The organism is Streptomyces sp. NPDC060000 (assembly GCF_042737375.1).
GTDB lineage: Bacteria > Actinomycetota > Actinomycetes > Streptomycetales > Streptomycetaceae > Streptomyces.
The window spans coordinates 117875-137538 of the sequence record NZ_JBHWUU010000007.1 but is presented as its reverse complement, the minus strand read 5'-3'; the positions used below and the strand labels follow the sequence as shown (position 1 = coordinate 137538).

At 72.8% G+C, this 19664-nt stretch carries 15 protein-coding genes; 12 read left to right on the top strand and 3 right to left on the bottom strand.

Annotated elements, in window-relative coordinates:
• The first annotated feature begins 202 nt into the window (after positions 1 to 202).
• From ACFWBB_RS06510 to ACFWBB_RS06475, 8 genes are all read left to right on the top strand, one after another.
• A complete protein-coding gene (locus ACFWBB_RS06510) occupies positions 203 to 997 on the top strand; it encodes a TIGR03084 family metal-binding protein (RefSeq protein ID WP_385267732.1) in 795 nt (264 codons plus the stop codon).
• Entirely contained in the window at positions 994 to 2682 is a 1689-nt protein-coding gene (locus ACFWBB_RS06505) for an acyclic terpene utilization AtuA family protein (RefSeq protein ID WP_385267730.1), read from the top strand. Before ACFWBB_RS06510 ends, ACFWBB_RS06505 begins: the two co-directional genes overlap by 4 nt.
• Positions 2679 to 4277 carry an acyl-CoA carboxylase subunit beta gene (locus ACFWBB_RS06500; RefSeq protein ID WP_385267728.1) on the top strand — a complete coding sequence of 533 codons (1599 nt, stop codon included), beginning with the start codon at positions 2679 to 2681 and terminating at the stop codon, positions 4275 to 4277. The genes ACFWBB_RS06505 and ACFWBB_RS06500 overlap by 4 nt, the downstream gene beginning before the upstream one ends.
• 5 nt (positions 4278 to 4282) lie before the next feature.
• Positions 4283 to 6136: an acetyl/propionyl/methylcrotonyl-CoA carboxylase subunit alpha gene (locus tag ACFWBB_RS06495; RefSeq protein WP_385267726.1), complete on the top strand. Its 1854-nt coding sequence runs from the start codon at positions 4283 to 4285 to the stop codon at positions 6134 to 6136.
• Between the two features lie 80 nt (positions 6137 to 6216).
• The gene (locus tag ACFWBB_RS06490) at positions 6217 to 7362 is read left to right on the top strand and encodes an acyl-CoA dehydrogenase family protein (protein ID WP_385267724.1); all 1146 of its coding nucleotides are present in this window, start codon (positions 6217 to 6219) and stop codon (positions 7360 to 7362) included.
• 74 nt (positions 7363 to 7436) lie between these two features.
• On the top strand, positions 7437 to 9005 hold the full coding sequence (locus ACFWBB_RS06485; RefSeq protein WP_385267722.1) for a 4-coumarate--CoA ligase family protein: 1569 nt from the start codon (positions 7437 to 7439) through the stop codon (positions 9003 to 9005).
• Positions 9002 to 9748, top strand: coding sequence for an enoyl-CoA hydratase family protein (locus ACFWBB_RS06480; RefSeq protein WP_385267720.1), 747 nt, complete (start codon positions 9002 to 9004; stop codon positions 9746 to 9748). The genes ACFWBB_RS06485 and ACFWBB_RS06480 overlap by 4 nt, the downstream gene beginning before the upstream one ends.
• Positions 9736 to 10413 carry a TetR/AcrR family transcriptional regulator gene (locus ACFWBB_RS06475; RefSeq protein ID WP_385267718.1) on the top strand — a complete coding sequence of 226 codons (678 nt, stop codon included), beginning with the start codon at positions 9736 to 9738 and terminating at the stop codon, positions 10411 to 10413. The genes ACFWBB_RS06480 and ACFWBB_RS06475 overlap by 13 nt, the downstream gene beginning before the upstream one ends.
• Before the next feature lie 277 nt (positions 10414 to 10690).
• On the opposite strand, the gene pdxH is transcribed toward ACFWBB_RS06475, so the two are convergent.
• Positions 10691 to 11371 carry a pyridoxamine 5'-phosphate oxidase gene (gene pdxH, locus ACFWBB_RS06470; RefSeq protein WP_385267716.1) on the bottom strand — a complete coding sequence of 227 codons (681 nt, stop codon included), beginning with the start codon at positions 11369 to 11371 and terminating at the stop codon, positions 10691 to 10693.
• A gap of 421 nt (positions 11372 to 11792) precedes the next feature.
• Between pdxH and ACFWBB_RS06465 the strand changes: the two genes are divergently transcribed.
• Positions 11793 to 12893 (top strand): citrate synthase 2, encoded by a 1101-nt coding sequence (locus ACFWBB_RS06465; protein ID WP_385267714.1) that lies wholly within the window; start codon positions 11793 to 11795, stop codon positions 12891 to 12893.
• 37 nt (positions 12894 to 12930) lie between these two features.
• On the opposite strand, the gene ACFWBB_RS06460 is transcribed toward ACFWBB_RS06465, so the two are convergent.
• Positions 12931 to 13947, bottom strand: a complete 1017-nt coding sequence (locus ACFWBB_RS06460) for an isopenicillin N synthase family dioxygenase (RefSeq protein ID WP_385267712.1) — start codon at positions 13945 to 13947, stop codon at positions 12931 to 12933.
• Positions 13948 to 14865: 918 nt separating this feature from the next.
• Between ACFWBB_RS06460 and ACFWBB_RS06455 the strand changes: the two genes are divergently transcribed.
• Positions 14866 to 16344: a PAS domain-containing protein gene (locus ACFWBB_RS06455; RefSeq protein ID WP_385267710.1), complete on the top strand. Its 1479-nt coding sequence runs from the start codon at positions 14866 to 14868 to the stop codon at positions 16342 to 16344.
• Positions 16345 to 16416: 72 nt separating this feature from the next.
• On the opposite strand, the gene ACFWBB_RS06450 is transcribed toward ACFWBB_RS06455, so the two are convergent.
• Positions 16417 to 17172, bottom strand: coding sequence for an SIS domain-containing protein (locus tag ACFWBB_RS06450; protein ID WP_385267708.1), 756 nt, complete (start codon positions 17170 to 17172; stop codon positions 16417 to 16419).
• Positions 17173 to 17432: 260 nt separating this feature from the next.
• Between ACFWBB_RS06450 and ACFWBB_RS06445 the strand changes: the two genes are divergently transcribed.
• Together ACFWBB_RS06445 and ACFWBB_RS06440 are read left to right on the top strand one after the other, a co-directional pair.
• Positions 17433 to 18125, top strand: coding sequence for a metal-dependent transcriptional regulator (locus ACFWBB_RS06445; protein WP_385267706.1), 693 nt, complete (start codon positions 17433 to 17435; stop codon positions 18123 to 18125).
• Between the two features lie 516 nt (positions 18126 to 18641).
• Complete coding sequence (locus ACFWBB_RS06440) at positions 18642 to 19589, top strand: alpha/beta fold hydrolase (RefSeq protein ID WP_385267704.1); 948 nt, start codon at positions 18642 to 18644, stop codon at positions 19587 to 19589.
• Positions 19590 to 19664: the final 75 nt, after the last annotated feature.

Genomic DNA, 19664 nt, shown 5'->3' with positions numbered 1-19664 from the left:
CCAGATGCCGCCCCGTGTGACGCCGCCCCGGGGCGGGAGCGTGACGCCGTCCGGGAGTGGAGCGCGGCGAACGGTCCGAGGCCCTTGGCGAAGACGTCCGGCGGTCGACGGGAGGCACCCCGGCCGGCCCCCGGGCCGCCTCCCGGGGAAATTCATGCAAGCATGCTTGATTGTTTCTTGTGCCGCTGCCATGCTCCACCCCATGGCCGATCCGACCCCCGTGCTCGACGACCTCCGGGCCGAAAGCGACGAACTCGACCGGCTGGTCGCCGAGTTGAGCCCGGAACGATGGACGCTACCGACGCCCGCCCCAGGCTGGACCGTCGCCCACCAGATCGCGCACCTCGCGTGGACCGACCACTCCTCCGCGCTGGCCGTGACCGATCAGGACGCGTTCGCCCGCGAGGTCGAGAAGGCGCTGGCCGCGCCCGGGGACTTCGTGGACAACGGTGCCCAGGAGGGGGCGGAGAAGCCGCCCGGGCGGGCGCTCGCGGACTGGCGGGCCGGCCGCGAGGCCCTGTCGGACGCCCTGCGGAAGGCGCCCGCGGGAGCGAGTTTCCCCTGGTACGGCCCGCCCATGTCGGCCGCCTCCATGGCCACCGCCCGGCTCATGGAGACCTGGGCCCATGGCCAGGACGTGGCGGACGCGCTGGGCGCGGTACTCGCACCCACCGACCGGCTCCGGCACATCGTCCGGCTCGGCGTCCGCACCCGTGACTTCGCCTTCGGCTTGCACGGACTGTCCACACCGTTCGAGGAGTTCCGCGTGGAACTCAGCGGACCGTCCGGCGAGTTGTGGACGTACGGCCCCGAAGACGCCACGGACCGCGTCACCGGCTCCGCCCTCGACTTCTGTCTCCTGGTGACCCAGCGGGCCCACCGTGCCGACCTCGCGCTGCGCGCCGAAGGCTCCGACGCCGACCACTGGCTGGACATCGCCCAGGCCTTCGCCGGCCCGCCCGGCAGCGGCCGTCCGCCGAAGGGAGCCGCCCGGTGACGGTCCTGCGGATCGGCAACGCCTCCGGCTTCTACGGCGACCGCTTCGACGCCCTGCGCGAGATGCTCACCGGCGGCGAACTCGACGTCCTCACCGGCGACTACCTCGCCGAACTGACCATGCTGATCCTCGGCCGCGACCGGCTGAAGGACCCCGCCGCCGGATACGCCCGCACCTTCCTCCGGCAACTCGAGGAGTCCCTCGGCCTCGCCCACGACCGCGGCGTGCGGCTCGTCACCAACGCCGGTGGCCTCAACCCGGCTGGACTCGCCGACGCCGTACGGCAGTTGGCGGCCCGGCTCGGCATCCCGGTCCGTGTCGCACACGTCGAGGGCGACGACCTCGGCGCCGGGTATCCGGGCAGCCTCACCGCCCACGCCTACCTCGGTGGCTTCGGTATCGCCGCGTGTCTGCGCGAGGGCGCGGACGTCGTCGTCACCGGCCGGGTCACCGACGCGGCGCTCGTCACCGGTCCCGCCGCCGCGCACTTCGGCTGGGGGCCCGAGGACTACGACCGGCTCGCGGGCGCCGTCGTCGCCGGACACGTCCTGGAGTGCGGTACGCAGGCCACCGGCGGCAACTACGCCTTCTTCGCCGAAGGCGGCCACGACCTGCGGCGACCCGGCTTCCCGCTCGCCGAGATCCACGAGGACGGCAGCTGCGTCGTCACCAAGCACCCCGGCACCGGTGGCTTCGTCGACGTCGGCACGGTGACCGCCCAGCTGCTGTACGAGACGGCGGGCGCCCGGTACGCGGGACCCGACGTCACGGCCCGCCTGGACACCGTCCGGCTCATCCAGGACGGCCCCGACCGGGTACGGATCCACGGCGTTCGCGGGGAGGCCCCGCCGCCGACCCTCAAGGTCGGCCGCACCCGCCTCGGCGGTTTCCGCAACGAGGTCGTGTTCGTGCTCACCGGCCTGGACATCGAGGCCAAGGCGGCGCTCGTGAAGGGACAGATGGCGCAGGTGTTCGCCAAGGCGCGTCCGGCGGAGGTCCGTTGGGAGCTGGTACGCACCGACCGGGCCGACGCCGACACCGAGGAGACCGCCAGCGCCCTGCTCCGGCTCGTCGTGCGGGACCCCGAACAGGACCTCGTGGGACGGGCGTTGAGCGGGGCAGCCATCGAGCTGGCGCTGGCCGGTTACCCCGGCTTCCATGTGCTCGCGCCGCCCGGGAAGGGTTCCCCCTACGGGGTGTTCGAGGCCGCGTACGTGCCCCAGGAGGACGTCGAGCACCTCGCCGTCCTCGACGACGGCCGCCGCCTGCCCGTCGCCGCGCCCCCGGCCGCCGACACCCTCGTACTCGAGGAGGTGCCGGAACCGGGCCTGCCGGACCCGGCGCCGTCCGGCCCGGTACGCCGCGCGCCCCTCGGCCTCGTCGCGGGCGCCCGCAGCGGCGACAAGGGCGGCGACGCCAACGTGGGGGTGTGGGTGCGGACCGACGAGGCCTGGCGCTGGCTCGCCCACGAGCTGACGACCGACAGGTTCCGGCAGCTCATACCCGAGAGCCGGGAGCTGGCCGTCACCCGGCACACGCTGCCCCGGCTGCGCGCCCTGAACTTCGTCGTCGAGGGCATCCTCGGCGACGGCGTCGCCGCCCAGCACCGCTTCGACCCGCAGGCCAAGGCACTCGGCGAATGGCTGCGGTCCCGACACCTGGACATCCCGGAGGCCCTCCTGTGACGGCGCTCATGTCCGCCCTGGACACCCACGGCCCCGACTACCGCGCGCACCGCGAGGCCATGCTCGCCAAGCTCGGCGACCTGGACACCGAACACGCGAAGGCGCTGGCCGGGGGAGGGGAGAAGTACGTCGCCAGGCACCGCGCACGCGGCAAACTCCTCGCGCGCGAGCGCATCGAGCTGCTCCTCGACCCCGACACGCCGTTCCTGGAGCTGTCGCCGCTGGCCGCCTGGGGGAGCGACTACGCCGTCGGCGCCTCCCTCGTCACCGGCATCGGGGTCGTCGAGGGCGTGGAGTGCCTGATCACCGCCAACGACCCGACCGTGCGCGGAGGCGCCAGCAACCCGTGGTCCCTGAAGAAGGCCCTGCGCGCCAACGACATCGCCCTCGTCAACCGGCTGCCCTGCATCAGCCTGGTGGAGTCGGGCGGGGCCGACCTGCCGTCGCAGAAGGAGATCTTCATCCCGGGCGGGGCCGTCTTCCGCGACCTCACCCGGCTCTCCGCCGCCGGGATCCCGACCGTCGCCGTCGTCTTCGGGAACTCGACCGCCGGCGGCGCGTACGTCCCCGGCCTGTCCGACCACGTGATCATGGTCAAGGACCGGGCGAAGGTGTTCCTCGGCGGGCCACCGCTGGTGAAGATGGCCACCGGCGAGGAGAGCGACGACGAGTCGCTGGGCGGCGCGGAGATGCACGCGCGCGTGTCCGGTCTCGCCGACCACTTCGCCGTCGACGAGCGGGACGCGCTACGCCAGGCACGCCGTGTGGTGGCCCGCCTCAACCACCGCAAGGCGTACCGGGACCCCGGCCCGGCCCTCCCTCCCAAGTATGACGAGGACGAACTCCTGGGCATCGTCCCCGGGGATCTGCGCACCCCCTTCGACCCGCGCGAGGTGATCGCCCGGCTCGTCGACGCCTCCGACTTCGACGAGTTCAAGCCCCTCTACGGGACGAGCCTGGTCACCGGCTGGGCGGCCCTGCACGGCTACCCGGTCGGGATCCTGGCCAACGCCCAGGGCGTGCTCTTCAGCGCGGAGTCCCAGAAGGCCGCCCAGTTCATCCAGCTCGCCAACCAGCGCGACATCCCGCTCCTCTTCCTGCACAACACCACCGGCTACATGGTCGGCAGGGAGTACGAGCAGGGCGGCATCATCAAGCACGGCGCGATGATGATCAACGCGGTCTCCAACTCCCGGGTCCCGCACCTGTCCGTCCTCATGGGCGCCTCGTACGGCGCCGGCCACTACGGCATGTGCGGGCGCGCCTACGACCCGCGCTTCCTCTTCGCCTGGCCGAGCGCCAAGTCGGCGGTGATGGGCCCGCAGCAGCTCGCGGGCGTCCTGTCGATCGTCGCCCGGCAGTCGGCGACCGCGAAGGGGCAGCCCTACGACGACGACGCGGACGCGGCCCTGCGCGCCATGGTGGAGCAGCAGATCGAGTCCGAGTCGCTGCCGATGTTCCTGTCCGGGCGGCTGTACGACGACGGTGTCATCGACCCGCGCGACACCCGCACCGTCCTCGGCCTGTGCCTGTCGGCCGTCCACACCGCGCCCTATGAGGGAGCGCGGGGCGGCTTCGGCGTCTTCCGGATGTGAGGCTCATGATTACTACCGTTCTGGTGGCCAACCGCGGCGAGATCGCCTGCCGCGTCTTCCGCACCTGCCGCGAGGCGGGTATCCGCACCGTCGCCGTGCACTCGGACGCCGACGCGGACGCCCTCCACGCGCGCGTGGCCGACTCGGCCGTACGGCTGCCCGGCAGCGCGCCCGCGGACACCTACCTGCGTGCCGACCTCGTGGTGAAGGCCGCCGTCGGCGCCGGCGCGGACGCCGTCCACCCCGGCTACGGCTTCCTCTCCGAGAACGCCGACTTCGCGCGCGCCGTCCTGGCCGCGGGCCTCGTCTGGATCGGGCCGCCGCCCGAGGCGATCGAGGCGATGGCGTCCAAGACCCGCGCCAAGCAGCTCATGGGGCTCGCGCCGCTTCCCCCGGACGAGGTGCGGGAGTCCGACCTGCCGGTGCTGGTCAAGGCGGCCGCGGGCGGCGGCGGGCGCGGGATGCGTGTCGTGCGGCGCCCGGAGGAGCTGGGCGCCGCGCTGGACAGCGCCAGGGCCGAGGCCGCGAGCGCCTTCGGTGACGGCGAGGTGTTCGTCGAGCCGTACATCGAGAACGGCCGTCATGTCGAGGTGCAGATCCTCGCCGACACGCACGGCACCGTGTGGGCGCTGGGCACCCGTGACTGCTCCCTCCAGCGACGGCACCAGAAGGTCGTCGAGGAGGCGCCCGCCCCCGGGCTGCCGGAGGAACTCACCGAGGAGCTGCGCGAGCTGGCCGTCCGCGCCGCCCGGGCCGTGGACTACGTCGGCGCGGGCACCGTCGAGTTCCTGGTCGCCGACGGCCGGGCGCACTTCCTGGAGATGAACACCCGCCTCCAGGTCGAACACCCCGTCACGGAGGCGGTCTTCGGCCTCGACCTGGTGGCCGAGCAGATCCGGGTCGCCGAGGGCGCCGCCCTGGACGCCGAACCCCCACGCGCGCGTGGCCACGCCGTCGAGGCCCGCCTCTACGCCGAGGACCCGGCGAACGACTGGACCCCGCAGACCGGCACCCTGCACCGGCTGACCGTCCCGCCGGGTGTCCGCCTGGACACCGGATTCGGCGACGGCGACCCGATCGGCGTCCACTACGACCCCATGCTCGCCAAGGTCGTCGCGCACGCGCCCACGCGCGCGGAGGCGATCCGCGCACTCGCGGGCGCGCTGGAACGGGCCACGATCCACGGCCCCACCACCAACCGCGACCTCCTCGTCCGCTCCCTGCGTCACGAGGAGTTCACCTCGGCCCGCATGGACACCGGCTTCTACGACCGCCACCTGGCCACGCTCACCGAACCGGCCCATGACCCGTACGCCCCGCTGGCGGCGGCCCTCGCCGAAGCAGCCGGTCCTTCCCGCTCCCGCTTCGGCGGCTGGCGCAACCTGCCCTCACAGCCGCAGGTCAGGCGCTATGCGCTGGGCGGCGAGGAACACGAGGTCCACTACCACCACACGCGGACCGGCCTCACGGCCGAGGGCGTCCAGGTGGTGCACGCAGGTCCCGGGCTCGTCGTCCTGGAGATCGACGGCATCCGGCGCCGCTTCGAGGTCGCCCGCTACGGCGACCGCGTCCACGTCGACGGCGCCGCTCTCACCGCGCTGCCGCGTTTCCCCGCCCCGCAGGCCCAGCACGCCCCCGGCTCGCTGCTCGCGCCGATGCCCGGCACGGTCGTCAAGCTCGCGGACGGACTCATCACCGGATCGAGTGTCCGGGCCGGTGAACCGCTGCTGTGGCTCGAAGCGATGAAGATGCAACACGTCATTTCGGCCCCGGTGGAAGGGACCGTGACGGCGTTGCCGGTGACGACAGGACAGCAAGTGCAGGTCGGTACTCTGCTGGCGGTAGTACGGGAGACCTAGGGGCGCGGAGCCGCATCGACCTGCGGCTCCGCCGCGCGAGCGCGACCAGCCACGACGAACCCGCACGCGAAGGAGCCACCATGACCACCCTCATCGAATCCGACGAACACAAGGCACTCCGCAAGGCGGTCTCGTCCTTCGCCAGGACGCACACCGACGCCGAGGGCCTCTGGCAAGCAGCCGCCAAGCTCGGCTACATCGGCGTCAACCTGCCGGAGGCGTACGGCGGCGGAGGCGGCGGCATCGCCGAACTCTCCCTCGTCCTCGAGGAGCTGGGCGCCGCGGGCAACCCCCTCCTCATGATGATCGTCTCCCCGGCGATCTGCGGCACGGTCATCGCCCGCTTCGGCACCGGGGCCCAGAAGCGGGAGTGGCTGCCCGCCCTGGCCGACGGCAGCCGCCTCATGGCCTTCGGCATCACCGAACCCGACGCCGGCTCCAACAGCCACCGCATCACCACCACCGCCCGCCGCGACCCCGCGAGCGGCGACTGGCTGCTGACCGGCCGCAAGGTCTTCGTCTCCGGCGTCGACATCGCCGACGCCACCCTGATCGTCGGCCGCACCGAAACCGTATCCCCGAAAGAGGGCCGCACCGGCGGCCTCAAGCCCTGCCTGTTCATCGTCCCGCGCGACGCGCCCGGCTTCACCCGCCGCCCCATCGACATGGAACTGCACGGCGCGGAGAAGCAGTTCGAGCTCGTCCTGGACGACGTGCGGCTGCCCGCGGAGGCGCTCGTCGGGGACGAGGGCGCGGGCCTGCTGCAACTCTTCGCCGGTCTCAACCCCGAGCGCATCATGACGGCCGCCTTCGCGATCGGCATGGGCCGCTACGCGCTCTCCCGCGCGATCGAGTACGCGCGCGAGCGCACCATCTGGAAGACCCCGATCGGCGCCCACCAGGCCATCGCCCATCCCCTCGCGCAGGCCCACATCGACCTCGAACTGGCCCGTCTGATGATGCAGAAGGCCGCCCACCTGTACGACGCCGGGGACGACGCCGGAGCGGGCGAGGCCGCCAACATGGCCAAGTACGCGGCCGGGGAGGCCTGTGTGAGGGCGGTCGACCAGTCCGTGCACACCCTCGGGGGCAACGGCCTCACGCGCGAGTTCGGCCTCGCCTCGCTGATAACCGCCTCCCGGGTGGCTCGCATCGCCCCGGTGAGCCGGGAGATGATTCTCAACTACGTCTCCCACCAGACCCTGGGCCTGCCCAAGTCGTACTGAACGGTCCGAACGGTCTGAACGGCCCGAAGCGCCTGCACCGGCACGCCGTCGTGCCCGGCGCGCGAGGAGGAACCATGTTCCGCAGCGAGTTCGCAGACGTCCCGCCCGTGGAACTCCCCATCCACGACGCCGTGCTGGGCCGCGCCGCCGAGTTCGGCGAGCTGCCGGCGCTCGTCGACGGCACGGACGGTACGACCCTCACGTACGACCATGTGGACCGGTTCCACCGGCGGGTCGCCGCAGCGCTCGCCGAGGCCGGAGTCCGCAAGGGGGACGTGCTGGCCCTGCACAGCCCCAACACCGTCGCCTTCCCGCTCGCCTTCTACGCGGCCACGCGCGCGGGCGCCACGGTCACCACCGTGCACCCGCTCGCCACCGCCGAGGAGTTCGCCAAGCAGCTCGGCGACTCCGCCGCGCGTTGGATCGTCACCGTCTCCCCGCTGCTGCAGACGGCCCGGCGGGCGGCCGAACTCTCGGGTGGCGTCAAGGAGATCTTCGTCTGCGACACCGCCGCCGGGCACCGCTCGCTGATCGACATGCTCGCCTCGGCGGCCCCCGAACCACAGGTGGACATCGATCCGGTGGAGGACGTCGCGGCCCTGCCGTACTCCTCCGGCACCACCGGCGTCCCCAAGGGCGTGATGCTCACCCACCGGCAGATCGCCACCAACCTCGCCCAGCTCCGGTCCGTGATGTCCGCGGGCCCCGGCGACCGCATCCTCGCGGTGCTGCCCTTCTTCCACATCTACGGCCTGACCGCCCTGATGAACGCGCCCCTGCGCCAGGGCGCCACCGTCGTGGTGCTGCCCCGCTTCGACCTGGAGACGTTCCTCGCGGCCATCCAGAACCACCGCATCACCGGCCTGTACGTGGCCCCGCCGATCGTCCTCGCCCTCGCCAAGCACCCGGCGGTCGCCCAGTACGACCTGTCGTCCCTGCGGTACGTCGTCAGCGCGGCCGCGCCCCTGGACGCCGACCTGGCCGCCGCGTGCTCCGAGCGCCTGAACCTGCCCCCCGTCGGCCAGGCCTACGGCATGACGGAACTGTCCCCGGGCACGCATGTCGTCCCGATCGACGCCATGCGGGACGCCCCCGCTGGCACCGTCGGCAAGCTCATCCCCGGCACCGAGATGCGGATCGTGGCCCTCGGCGACCCCGGCAAGGACCTCGGCGTCGGCGAGGCCGGCGAGATCCTCATCCGGGGACCGCAGATCATGAAGGGCTACCTGGGCCGCCCCGACGCCACCGCCGACATGATCGACGGCGACGGCTGGCTGCACACGGGCGACGTCGGACGGGTCGACGCGGGCGGCTGGCTGTTCGTCGTCGACCGGGTCAAGGAACTGATCAAGTACAAGGGCTTCCAGGTGGCCCCGGCCGAACTGGAGGCTCTCCTGCTCACCCACCCCGGCATAGCGGACGCGGCCGTCATCGGCGTCTACGACGACGACGGCAACGAGATCCCGCACGCGTACGTGGTCCGCCAGCCCACGTCACCCGACCTCTCCGAGGGAGAGATCGCGATGTACGTCGCCGAGCGGGTCGCCCCCTACAAGCGCGTCCGCCAGGTCACGTTCATCGACGCCGTACCGCGCGCCGCCTCCGGGAAGATCCTGCGCCGCCAACTGAGGGAGCGTGCATGACGACCACCCTGGTCGGACGGACCCGTGTCCGGGGCGTCGAGACCCTCAGTCTCGACTCGCCCACCACCCGCAACGCCCTTTCACGCGCTCTCGTGAGCGAACTGACCGACGCGCTCGGGGAGTGCGACAAGGACGACGACGTGCGTGCCGTCGTCCTCACCCACACGGGCAACACCTTCAGCGCGGGCGCCGACCTGAAGGACCCCCCGCCGCCCCACGCGGTACCCGGGCTGCTCCGGCGGATCATCGAACTGCGCAAGCCCGTGGTGGCCCGGGTCGCCGGGCATGTGCGGGCGGGCGGCCTGGGCGTGCTCGGCGCCTGCGACATCGCGCTCGCGTCCGGGACGTCGACGTTCGCGTTCACCGAGGTGCGCATCGGGGTCGCGCCCGCCGTCATCTCGCTGCCGCTGCTGCCCCGCGTCGACCCGCGCGCCCTCGCCCGCTACTGCCTCACCGGCGAGACCTTCGGCGCGGCCGAGGCGGCCCGTATCGGCCTCGTCACCCATTCCGCAGGCGACGCCGACCTGGACGAGGCCCTCGCACCCGTCCTCGAAGGCCTGCGGCGGGCCGCGCCCGGGGCCCTGGCCAGGACGAAGGAGCTGCTCACGGCTAAGGTGCTGGAGGCCTTCGTCGAGGACGCGGGCGCGATGACCAGGCTCTCGGCCTCGTTGTTCGCCGGCCCCGACGCCCGTGAGGGAATGACGGCCTTCCTCGAACGACGGGATCCTCCATGGGTGTTGTGACCACGGACGACCGCGGACCGGGCGACCGCGCTCCCGGCGACCGCGGACCGGGCGACCGCGGGCCGGGCGACCGCGCTCCCGGCGACCGTGTTCCCAAGCAGGACCGCAGCCGGGCCACCCGGCAGCGGCTCCTGGCGGCCGCCGTGGCCTGCCTCGCCGAACGCGGCTGGGCGGGCTCCACGGTCTCCGTCGTCGCCGAACGCGCGGGCGTCTCCCGGGGCGCGGCCCAGCACCACTTCCCCACCCGCGAGGACCTGTTCACCGCGGCCGTCGAGTATGTCGCCGAGGAGCGCTCGGACGCGTTGCGCGCGCTGTTCCCGCAGGGGGCGACGGGCGACCGGCGCGGGGTCGTCACCGCCCTCGTGGACCTCTACACGGGCCCCCTCTTCCGCGCCGCCCTGCACCTGTGGGTGGCCGCCTCCAACGAGGAGCAACTGCGTCCACGCGTGACCGAGCTGGAAGCCCGCGTGGGCCGTGAGAGCCACCGCATAGCCGTCGAGCTCCTGGGCGCCGACGAGTCCGCGCCCGGCGTCCGCGAAACCGTCCAGGGCCTGCTGGACATGGCCCGCGGCCTCGGCCTCGCCAACCTCCTCACCGACGACGCAGGGCGCCGCGAGCGAGTGGTGGCCCAGTGGGCGGGACTCCTGGACAACGCACTGAGCTGATCCCCGTCCACGGGCCCGTCCCCCCGTCCACGGGCCGCCCCCCGTCCAAGGGCCCCGCCCGCGCCCGGTCCGTCGACCTGTCCGCCTGGAGGTGGGCCGACGAAACCCTGGTCTTCGCCCACCTCGGCTTCGAGTTCTGGAACTGGCCCTGGCTCAGCGAGGAGTTCCGCGCCCGACTGTCCCGGTTCCTGGACGGGCACAGCACGGTTCCTTCCGGGCAAGGTCTGAGCCCGAGGGACCGACCCGCGCGAGGGCGATCCCCGCGCGGACGGCCACCTCACGGGCTGAGCCGCTCCACCCGCCAGCTGCCGTCCGTCTCCGCCACGTAGCGCAGCCGGTCGTGCAGCCGGTTCAGGCGGCCCTGCCAGAACTCCACCGACTCCGGAGCCACCCGGAATCCGCCCCAGTGCGGCGGCACCGGCACCTGCTCGCCCTCCGGGTAGCGGGCCGCCAGCTCGGCGTAGGAGGCGTCGAGACCGGCGCGCGAGGCGATCACCGAGGACTGGGCGCTGGCCCAGGCGCCCAGCTGGGAGCCGTGCGGCCGGGTCCGGAAGTACGCGGCGGTCTCGTCGCGCCCGGTGCGCCGGGCCACGCCCCGCACGATGACCTGCCGGGCCATCGGATGCCAGGGGAAGAGCAGCGAGACGTGCGGGTTCTCGGCGAGGTCGCGGGCCTTGCGGGAGTCGTAGTTGGTGTAGAAGACGAAGCCCTGTTCGTCGAAGTGCTTCAGCAGCACCGTGCGGGAGCCGGGGCGGCCCTCGGCGTCCGCCGTGGAGACGACCATGGCGTTCGGTTCGAAGAGATGGGCCTCGACGGCCGCGTCCCTGAACCAGCGGGCGAACTGCTCCACGGGCGTCGCGGCCAGCTCGGCCTCGGAGAGCCCCTCGGCCCGGTACTGCTTGCGCATGGCGGCGGGATCGGGGCCGGGGCCGGGAGAGACGGCGTCTTCGTCGGTCACGGGGTCATCTTGCCGTACGGCCCCCACCGCGGAGCGACCCACCTGAGGTGGCACTGAGTGCCGCGACCACTCCCCAAACGTGGCACTCGGGGATATGGTGCAGATGCACCGTCGTGGCCGCCCCGTCCCGGCGAAGTGCCGGTCCGGTTGGGTGACCGACGGCCGCACCGGGCATCACTGGGTTGACCGCCCAGGACCGCGAGTCCCCGCACACGCGTGCACAGGACCGCGGATCCGCCGGCGCCATCCACCGCACACCCGCACGACACACATGCCACCGCCCGACATCCCACTGCCCCGCCCCGCCCCGCGACCCACCGCACACGACCACCCGCCCACGTCCCACATCCCGACCCCACGCCCAGCCGCACCGCCCGAGCCCACGACGCATCCCGTCGCACACATCACGAGGAGCCGCCTGATGTCCGACTTCGTACCCGGACTCGAAGGAGTCGTCGCGTTCGAGACGGAGATCGCCGAACCCGACAAGGAGGGCGGCGCCCTGCGGTACCGGGGCGTCGACATCGAGGACCTCGTCGGTCACGTCTCCTTCGGCAACGTCTGGGGCCTGCTCGTCGACGGCGCCTTCAACCCCGGCCTGCCGCCCGCCGAACCGTTCCCGATCCCCGTCCACTCCGGCGACGTCCGCGTCGACGTGCAGTCCGCGCTCGCCATGCTCGCACCCGTCTGGGGCCTCAAGCCACTCCTCGACATCGATGCCGAGCAGGCCCGCGCCGACCTCGCCCGCGCCGCCGTCATGGCCCTCTCCTACGTCGCCCAGTCCGCGCGCGGCCAGGGCCGCCCGATGGTCCCGCAGCGGGAGATCGACAAGGCACAGTCCGTCGTCGAGCGGTTCATGATCCGCTGGCGGGGCGAGCCGGACCCCAAGCACGTGGCCGCGGTCGACGCCTACTGGACGTCGGCGGCCGAACACGGCATGAACGCGTCCACTTTCACGGCACGCGTGATCGCGTCCACGGGCGCTGACGTCGCCGCCGCCCTGTCCGGAGCCGTGGGAGCCATGTCGGGCCCGCTGCACGGCGGCGCCCCTTCCCGTGTCCTCGGCATGATCGAGGAGATCGAGCGGACCGGGGACGCGGAGGCGTACGTAAGACAGGCCCTCGACAGGGGCGAGCGCCTGATGGGCTTCGGCCACCGGGTGTACCGCGCCGAGGACCCACGCGCGCGTGTGCTGCGCCGTACGGCCCGCGAGCTGGGCGCGCCCCGCTTCGAGATCGCCGAAGCCCTGGAGAAGGCGGCCCTCGCGGAGCTCCACGCACGCCGCCCCGACCGGGTCCTGGCGACGAACGTCGAGTTCTGGGCGGCGATCATCCTGGACTTCGCGGAGGTCCCGGCGCACATGTTCACCTCGATGTTCACCTGCGCCCGTACGGCGGGCTGGTCGGCGCACATCCTGGAGCAGAAGCGCACCGGCCGCCTGGTCCGCCCCTCGGCCCGCTACATCGGCCCGGGCTCCCGCAACCCCCGGGAGATCGAGGGCTACGGGGCCATCGCGGGCTGAGCGGCACCCGGCTGAGCACGGCGACACGGCATCGGCGTCACGCGGGGCTGAGCAGCTCCGCGTGATGCCGCTCGGCCACCAGCGGATGGGCCCGCAGCTTGCCCTTGAGCTCGTTGAAGCCGTACTCGGCGAACAGCGGGTTGGCCGGGTCGTCGGTCACGCCGGGCGCGGCGGAGGCGTGCGGGAAGGGCAGCGGCTCGACACGGGCGTCCAGCCGGGGGTTGTAGAAGAACGGCACGGAGAACCGCTCGACGGCGCTGGGCGGCGACACGACCCGGTGGTTGGTGGCCACGAGATAGCCGTTGGTCGCCACCTCCAGCAGCTCGCCCAGGTTGACGACGAAGGCGCCCGGCAGCGGCGGGACGTCATGGAACAGCCCGTCCGCTCGCTGCACCTGGAGCCCGCCGACCTCGTCCTGGAGCAGGAGCGTGAGGAAGCCGTAGTCCTTGTGCGCGCCGACCCCCTGGCCGGCCCCGTCGCCCGCACTGCCGGGATACCGCACGAGCTTCAGATGCGGATGCGCACGCTCCCCGAAGACCGGGTCGTAGAAGTCGACGGGCGCCCCGATCGAGGCGAGCAGTTCGTGCAGCAGCTTCTCCGCGACGGCGCTCAGCCGCTCGATCCAGGCGAGTGCGGCGGCCCGCAGCGCGGGCAGCCCGGCGGGCCACTGGTTGGGCCCTTCCAGCCACCAGTAGGCGGGCTCGCCCGGGCCGGGCGTCCGGGCGGGCCGCTCGGCCCCTATGTCGAGTTGGTCGCGCCAGTCCTGCCGCCCGCCGGTCCGCTCGTCACCGGTGCGTGTGTAGCCGCGGAAGTGCGGCGAGTTCACGTTGTCGATCGCGAGCCGTTCGGCTTCGGGCAGGGCGAAGAAGGCGCGCATGGCGGCGAGCAGCTCGCCGGTCTCCCGGTCCCCGACCCCGTGCCCGACGAGCTGGAAGAACCCGACGTCGTGCGCGGCACTGTGCAGCTGCGCGTGCAGCAGCGCCCGCGCCTGGGGACCGCGGCCGGCGGCGGAGAGATCGATGATCGGCAGTTGCTGGTACGACGGGTTCGTCATGGTACGTCCGCAGGTGTACGGGGCCCGGCCGCCACCGTGGGTGGGGGGCGGCGCAAGGGTGCCAAGTGGGCGGGAGGGAGGAAACGCAGGCGGATGGAAACCGCGGGAGGGCTGGAAGGCTCAGCGGGAGCGTCGACAGCCCATGCTCGTGACGCGGACGTAGTCCACGTGGCGGCGTCGAACGAGCGAAAGCATGCGGCCAGGGTACTGCCTCGCGAAAAATTCGCACGTGGCGCGGATCACGTCCCGCGAATCCTGCGGGAGAGGCGGGAACGCCGGGGGCCGGGAACACCTTGCGTCGGGAACGCCGGGCGCCGGGGCGTAGGGAACACCGGGCGTCGGGAGCGCCGGGGCGCCGGAAACATGGAAGGTCGGAAAAGCGAGGGCGGGGAAGCGTGGGCCGGAAAAGCAGGCGACCCGCGAGTCTGGTCCTCTTCGAGGAGGGCCGGCCGGACGTACCGGCGACTCGCGGGTCGGGTGACTGCGTTGAATTGGCCGGTCGCGCGCTACTCACACGCGCTGGTCCGGCACCGCACTCAGTGGGCGACGGGCCTAGCCCGCAGCCACCTCCGACGTCCGGTGTGCATACATGCTTCGGACCACCTCCTTTCCTTCGGTACGTCACACCCTAAGAACCCGTCTCCGGTCGCTCAAGTGTTTTTTTGGGATGTTGACGCGGCGGGCAGCGAGGCGATTCCCTGCTCGCGTGAATGATCTTGGTCTGTGCGTGGACCGGTGCGTGCTCGACGGCGGGACGGCGCAATGGGTCGACCTGCGGGTCGCGTCCCGCGGTGACCAGGGGCGTCACCGGTGCGGCGGCGGTACGACGATTCCTCTGCAATCTTGCGGGAATCATATGTGGGCTGCATCACGTTCGAGTTGAATGAGGGCAAGTGAGCGAACCTGCAGGGGGTCCAGGTGAGTGCTTCCCGGCGTAGTGGGACCACCGACGAGCTGGGGCCGGACGAGCCCGAGCAGCCCGGGCGGTCGGGCAGTGACGGCCCGGTGCCCCCGGACGGCGCGGAGACACCGGTCGGACCGGACGGCGCCGACCTGCTCGCCGCGCTGCTCGACGGCATGGACGCGGCTCTCTGCGCGTTCGACGGCGACGGCGTCGTCACCCACTGGAACCGCGAGGCCGAGCGCATCCTGGGCTGGAGCGCCGCCGAGGCGGTGGGGCGGCACGGTTTCGCGGGCTGGGCCGTGCGCGAGGCCGACGCCGAGGACATCGAGGGGCGGCTGATGGCCGCCATGCACGCGCCGGGCCGCCAGGTCAACGAGTTCGCGCTGCTGACGAAGGACGGCGGGCGGGTGCTCGTGCGGACCCAGTCGGCCGCCGTGCGCGGGCCGGACGGCAAGCCCGCCGGGCTGTACTGCGCCTTCAGCGAGGTGCACGCCCAGATCGACCTCGAGCGCTCCATCGCCCTCAGCGAGGCCCTCTTCGACGACGCCTCCTGGGGTGTCGTCCTGGTCGACGCCGACCTGCGCCCCGCCGTTGTCAACGCGCACGCGGCCCGCGCGCTCGGAACCGGCCGTACGGCCGTCCTGGGCCGGCCGCTGGGCGATCTGCTCAGCCGGGGCGTCGAAGAGCTGGAGAGCGCGCTGACGTACGTTCTCGCCGAGGGGGCGCCGCCGGCCCCCGCCGAACTGTGGGTCGGGGTGCGCACCCCGGAGGGCGAGAAGCGACGCTGCTGGCGCAGCGGCTTTCTGCGGCTGGCCTCACCGCTCGCCGAGGAGCCGGTGCCCCTCGGGGTCGGCTGGCTCTTCCAGGACGTCACCGAGGCCAAGCAGGGCGAGCAGGAGGCCTCACTGCTGCGCTTCCGTGCCAACCAGCTGCACCGGGCCGCCCGCGCCGCCGCCGAGTGCGAGGACCCCGCCGAGGCGGCCACCGTCCACCTCGACTTCGCGCTCGCCGGGTTCGCCGACCACGCCCTGGTCGACCGGGTGATGGGCGGCGCCCGGGCCGACGCGGAGGGGGCCGGGCCGGTGCGGCTGATGCGGGTCGCGGCCACCCCGTCGGGCGGGCCGGGCCCCAGCACGCTCACCGGGCACGCGGGTCTGCCCGTCCGCTACGGCGAGGCGCATCCGGCGCTCCAGTGCGTGGCGCGGGCCGGTTCCGTGCGGGCCGGCGTGGGCTCCGTACCGGCCGACGAGGCGCGGGAGTGGGCCCGGGCGCGCCAGTGGCCCGACGACACGGTGCACGCCCTGTGCGCGGTGCTGCGCAGCCGGGGCCGCACCCTGGGGGTGGTGACGTTCCTGCGCGGCGGGGGCCGCACGGCCTTCGAACGTTCCGACGCGGTCTACGCCGAGGACGTCGCCGTCCGCATAGCCGCGGCCCTGGACCTGGCCGACCTGACCGGCGCGGCCGACGCGGCGGGCCGGGGCGACGGCACCTGAGCGACGGCACCTGACCCGCGCGCGGTATGGCCGCCCGGCGGCGGAGGCGACGGTGGCGGGGGCGGCGGGGGCTCAGCGACGGTAGAAGATCCGGTCCTGGTACTCCTCCATGATCCGCCCGTTCCAGTCGTGGCCGCCGTCGACGTTGCCGGAGCGCAGCAGCGGGGGCTCGATGCCGCGCTCGGCGAGGACGCCGGCCGCGGTGGCCATGACGGCCTGCAGGAGGGCGGAGGTGACGACCGTGGAGGCGGGGGCGAAGGGCGCGGGGACGGTGTCCAGGGTGAGCTCGGCGTCGCCGACGGCGATCTTCGAGTCGAGGACGACGTCGCAGTGGTCCTTGAGGAACGTTCCGGAGACGTGCCGGGAGGTCGTCTGCGAGGCGTAGGCCACCGATGTCAGGCCGATGACCCGGACGCCCCGGGCGCGGGCGTTCTGGGCCATCTCCACGGGCAGGGCGTTGCGGCCGGACAGCGAGACGATGACGAGGGCGTCCCCCGCGCGCAGGGGCGAGGTCTCCAGGACCGCGCTCGCGAGGCCGTCGACCCGCTCCAGGGCCGAGCCGAGCGTGGCGGGGACGACGTCGACGCCGACGACGCCCGGGACCGTGAGCAGGTTCATCAGGGCGAGGCCGCCCGCGCGGTAGACGACGTCCTGCGCGGCGAGGGAGGAGTGTCCGGCGCCGAAGGCGAAGAGGCGGCCGCCGGCGGCCACGGTGTCGGCGAGGAGCGTGGCGGCGGCCTCGACGGTGTCGGCCTCCTCGTCGCGGGCCCGCTGGAGCAGGGCGATCGCGGCGTCGAAGAACTGGGCGGCGAGCTTGCGGTCGCTCATCCGTTGGGCCCCTTTGCCGTAGCGGGTGTCCGTGTCGCGGATCACCGTGCGGTCTGGACCAGTGCGCTGTCAATACGCCCGGTGACGGCGGTGCGGCCGGGGCGTCGCCCCTCTCCCGCGGTGGACGAGCGCCCTGATGCAACCGCCTCGTTTCAACGGCGCGGCACGCTTGTCAGTGGTATCCGGCAGAATTGACTCCAGGGCCGGCGCACGCGCCGGAGAGCCGTCGAGCCTTCCGCAGAGCTAATCGAGGGGCACACATGTCCGGACTGATCGACACCACGGAGATGTATCTCCGCACCATCCTCGAGCTGGAAGAGGAAGGTGTGGTGCCCATGCGCGCCCGGATCGCCGAGCGCCTCGACCAGAGCGGGCCGACGGTCAGCCAGACGGTGGCGCGCATGGAGCGTGACGGTCTGGTCTCCGTGGCCAGCGACCGGCACCTGGAGCTCACCGACGAGGGCCGTCGGCTGGCCACGCGCGTGATGCGCAAGCACCGCCTCGCCGAGTGTCTCCTCGTCGACGTGATCGGCCTGGAGTGGGAGCAGGTGCACGCCGAGGCCTGTCGCTGGGAGCACGTGATGAGCGAGGCCGTCGAGCGCCGGGTGCTGGAACTGCTGCGGCACCCCACCGAGTCGCCGTACGGCAACCCGATCCCGGGCCTGGAGGAGCTGGGCGAGAAGGACGGCGCCGACCCGTTCCTGGACGAGGGCATGGTCTCGCTTGCGGACCTCGACCCGGGCCTGGACGGCAAGACGGTCGTCGTCCGCCGTATCGGCGAGCCGATCCAGACGGACGCGCAGCTGATGTACACGCTGCGCCGCGCGGGCGTGCAGCCCGGCTCGGTGGTGAGCGTCACGGAGTCGGCGGGCGGTGTGCTGGTGGGCAGCGGCGGTGAGGCGGCCGAGCTGCAGTCGGAGGTCGCGTCCCACGTGTTCGTGGCGAAGCGCTGAGCTCCGGCCGGGCGGGTCCGGGACGTCACGGGGGCGACCGCCCGTCGCCGCCGAAACGCTGAGTGTTGTTCAACTCCTGGGGAGTGTGGGGCAGTTGAGGTGTGCTGTCGATCTCGTCGAATCGCAGATTCCCTGTGTCGAATCGCAGCGCTCCGAAGCTTCCCGTGCCAGGCTGTCGCGTGGGGCGCATGACCGGAGGGGGCGGGATGCCGTGCCGCGGAGCAGTGGAGAGCCCCGGTGCCGAACGGCACCGGGGCCTGTCCTCCCCTGTACTGACCCGGAGCCCCGAGCTCTCAGGGTCATTCCCTGCGGACCGGTTTCCCCGAGCGGTCCGCCCCCTGCTGAAGATCTCCCCTCGGCGGCGGGGATCATTCCTTGAGTGTGGTCACTCGAACGAGGGGTGTTGTGCGCGGAGAGTGCATTTCTCGAAAAACCATTCGATAGCCTGCAGTGATTGAAGGCAGTACGAAGGCATCGGCAGCGCAGCGGCATAACGGCTAGGGGGTGCCAGTACCTATGGCGCGACGCATCGACGTGACCGGGGCGGGGGGCGTACGCCTGGCGGCCTGGGAGTTCGGTGACCCGCCCAAGGGCGACCCGGCGAAAGCCATGACGGAGCCCGTGATTCCGCCCCAGACCGCGGGGGAGAGGGAGAGGGGGCGGCCCGCCGAGAGCGACGACGGAAGCAGGCCGGGCGTCCTGTTACTGCACGGACTCATGGGCCGGGCCTCGCACTGGGCGTCCACCGCCCGCTGGCTCTCCGAGCGGCACCGCGCGGTCGCCCTCGATCAGCGCGGCCACGGCCAGAGCGAGAAGCCGCCCGAGGCCGCCTTCACCCGCGAGGCCTATGTCGAGGACGCGGAGGCCGCACTCGAGCAGCTCGGCCTCGCCCCGGCCCTCCTCATCGGCCACGCCATGGGCGCGCTCACCGCGTGGCAGCTCGCCGCCAAGCGCCCCGACCTGGTGCGCGGCCTGATCGTCTGCGACATGCGGGCCTCCGCGCTGGGAGCGGCCTCACAGCGCGAATGGGGCGACTGGTTCAAGTCGTGGCCGGTCCCCTTCGCCACGCTCGCCGACGTCCGCAAGTGGTTCGGCGAGGACGACCCCTGGGTGGAGCGTCCGAACCCGTCCCGGGGCGAGTTCTACGCCGAGGTGATGCAGGAGTCACCGGACGGCTGGCGTCCCGTCTTCGAGCCCGAGCAGATGCTCAAGTCCCGCGAGACATGGGTCTACGACGCGCACTGGGAGGAACTCACCCAGGTGCGGTGCCCGGCACTGGTCGTGCGCGGTCTGGACGGCGAGCTCGGCCGCGCCGAGGCACAGGAGATGGTGCGCGTCCTGCCTCGCGGCGAGTACGCGGAGGTCTCCGACGCCGGGCACCTCGTGCACTACGACCAGCCGGAGGGATGGCGCACGGCGATCGAACCCTTCCTGGACGCCGTACTCACCCCCGAAGCGCCCTAGGTGTTCTGTCCCGGGAGGTTGTGGACGGGTGAGCCGGGTCTCGGCTGAGGGATCTTGAAATGGGTGAGGGCCTTC

Coding starts and splice junctions, on each gene's coding strand:
- ACFWBB_RS06510 (WP_385267732.1), top strand. CDS start 203: ATGGCCGATCCGACCCCCGTGCTCGACGACCTCCGGGCCGAAAGCGAC.
- ACFWBB_RS06495 (WP_385267726.1), top strand. CDS start 4,283: ATGATTACTACCGTTCTGGTGGCCAACCGCGGCGAGATCGCCTGCCGC.
- ACFWBB_RS06490 (WP_385267724.1), top strand. CDS start 6,217: ATGACCACCCTCATCGAATCCGACGAACACAAGGCACTCCGCAAGGCG.
- ACFWBB_RS06485 (WP_385267722.1), top strand. CDS start 7,437: ATGTTCCGCAGCGAGTTCGCAGACGTCCCGCCCGTGGAACTCCCCATC.
- ACFWBB_RS06480 (WP_385267720.1), top strand. CDS start 9,002: ATGACGACCACCCTGGTCGGACGGACCCGTGTCCGGGGCGTCGAGACC.
- ACFWBB_RS06475 (WP_385267718.1), top strand. CDS start 9,736: ATGGGTGTTGTGACCACGGACGACCGCGGACCGGGCGACCGCGCTCCC.
- ACFWBB_RS06465 (WP_385267714.1), top strand. CDS start 11,793: ATGTCCGACTTCGTACCCGGACTCGAAGGAGTCGTCGCGTTCGAGACG.
- ACFWBB_RS06460 (WP_385267712.1), bottom strand. CDS start 13,947: ATGACGAACCCGTCGTACCAGCAACTGCCGATCATCGATCTCTCCGCC.
- ACFWBB_RS06450 (WP_385267708.1), bottom strand. CDS start 17,172: ATGAGCGACCGCAAGCTCGCCGCCCAGTTCTTCGACGCCGCGATCGCC.
- ACFWBB_RS06445 (WP_385267706.1), top strand. CDS start 17,433: ATGTCCGGACTGATCGACACCACGGAGATGTATCTCCGCACCATCCTC.
- ACFWBB_RS06440 (WP_385267704.1), top strand. CDS start 18,642: ATGGCGCGACGCATCGACGTGACCGGGGCGGGGGGCGTACGCCTGGCG.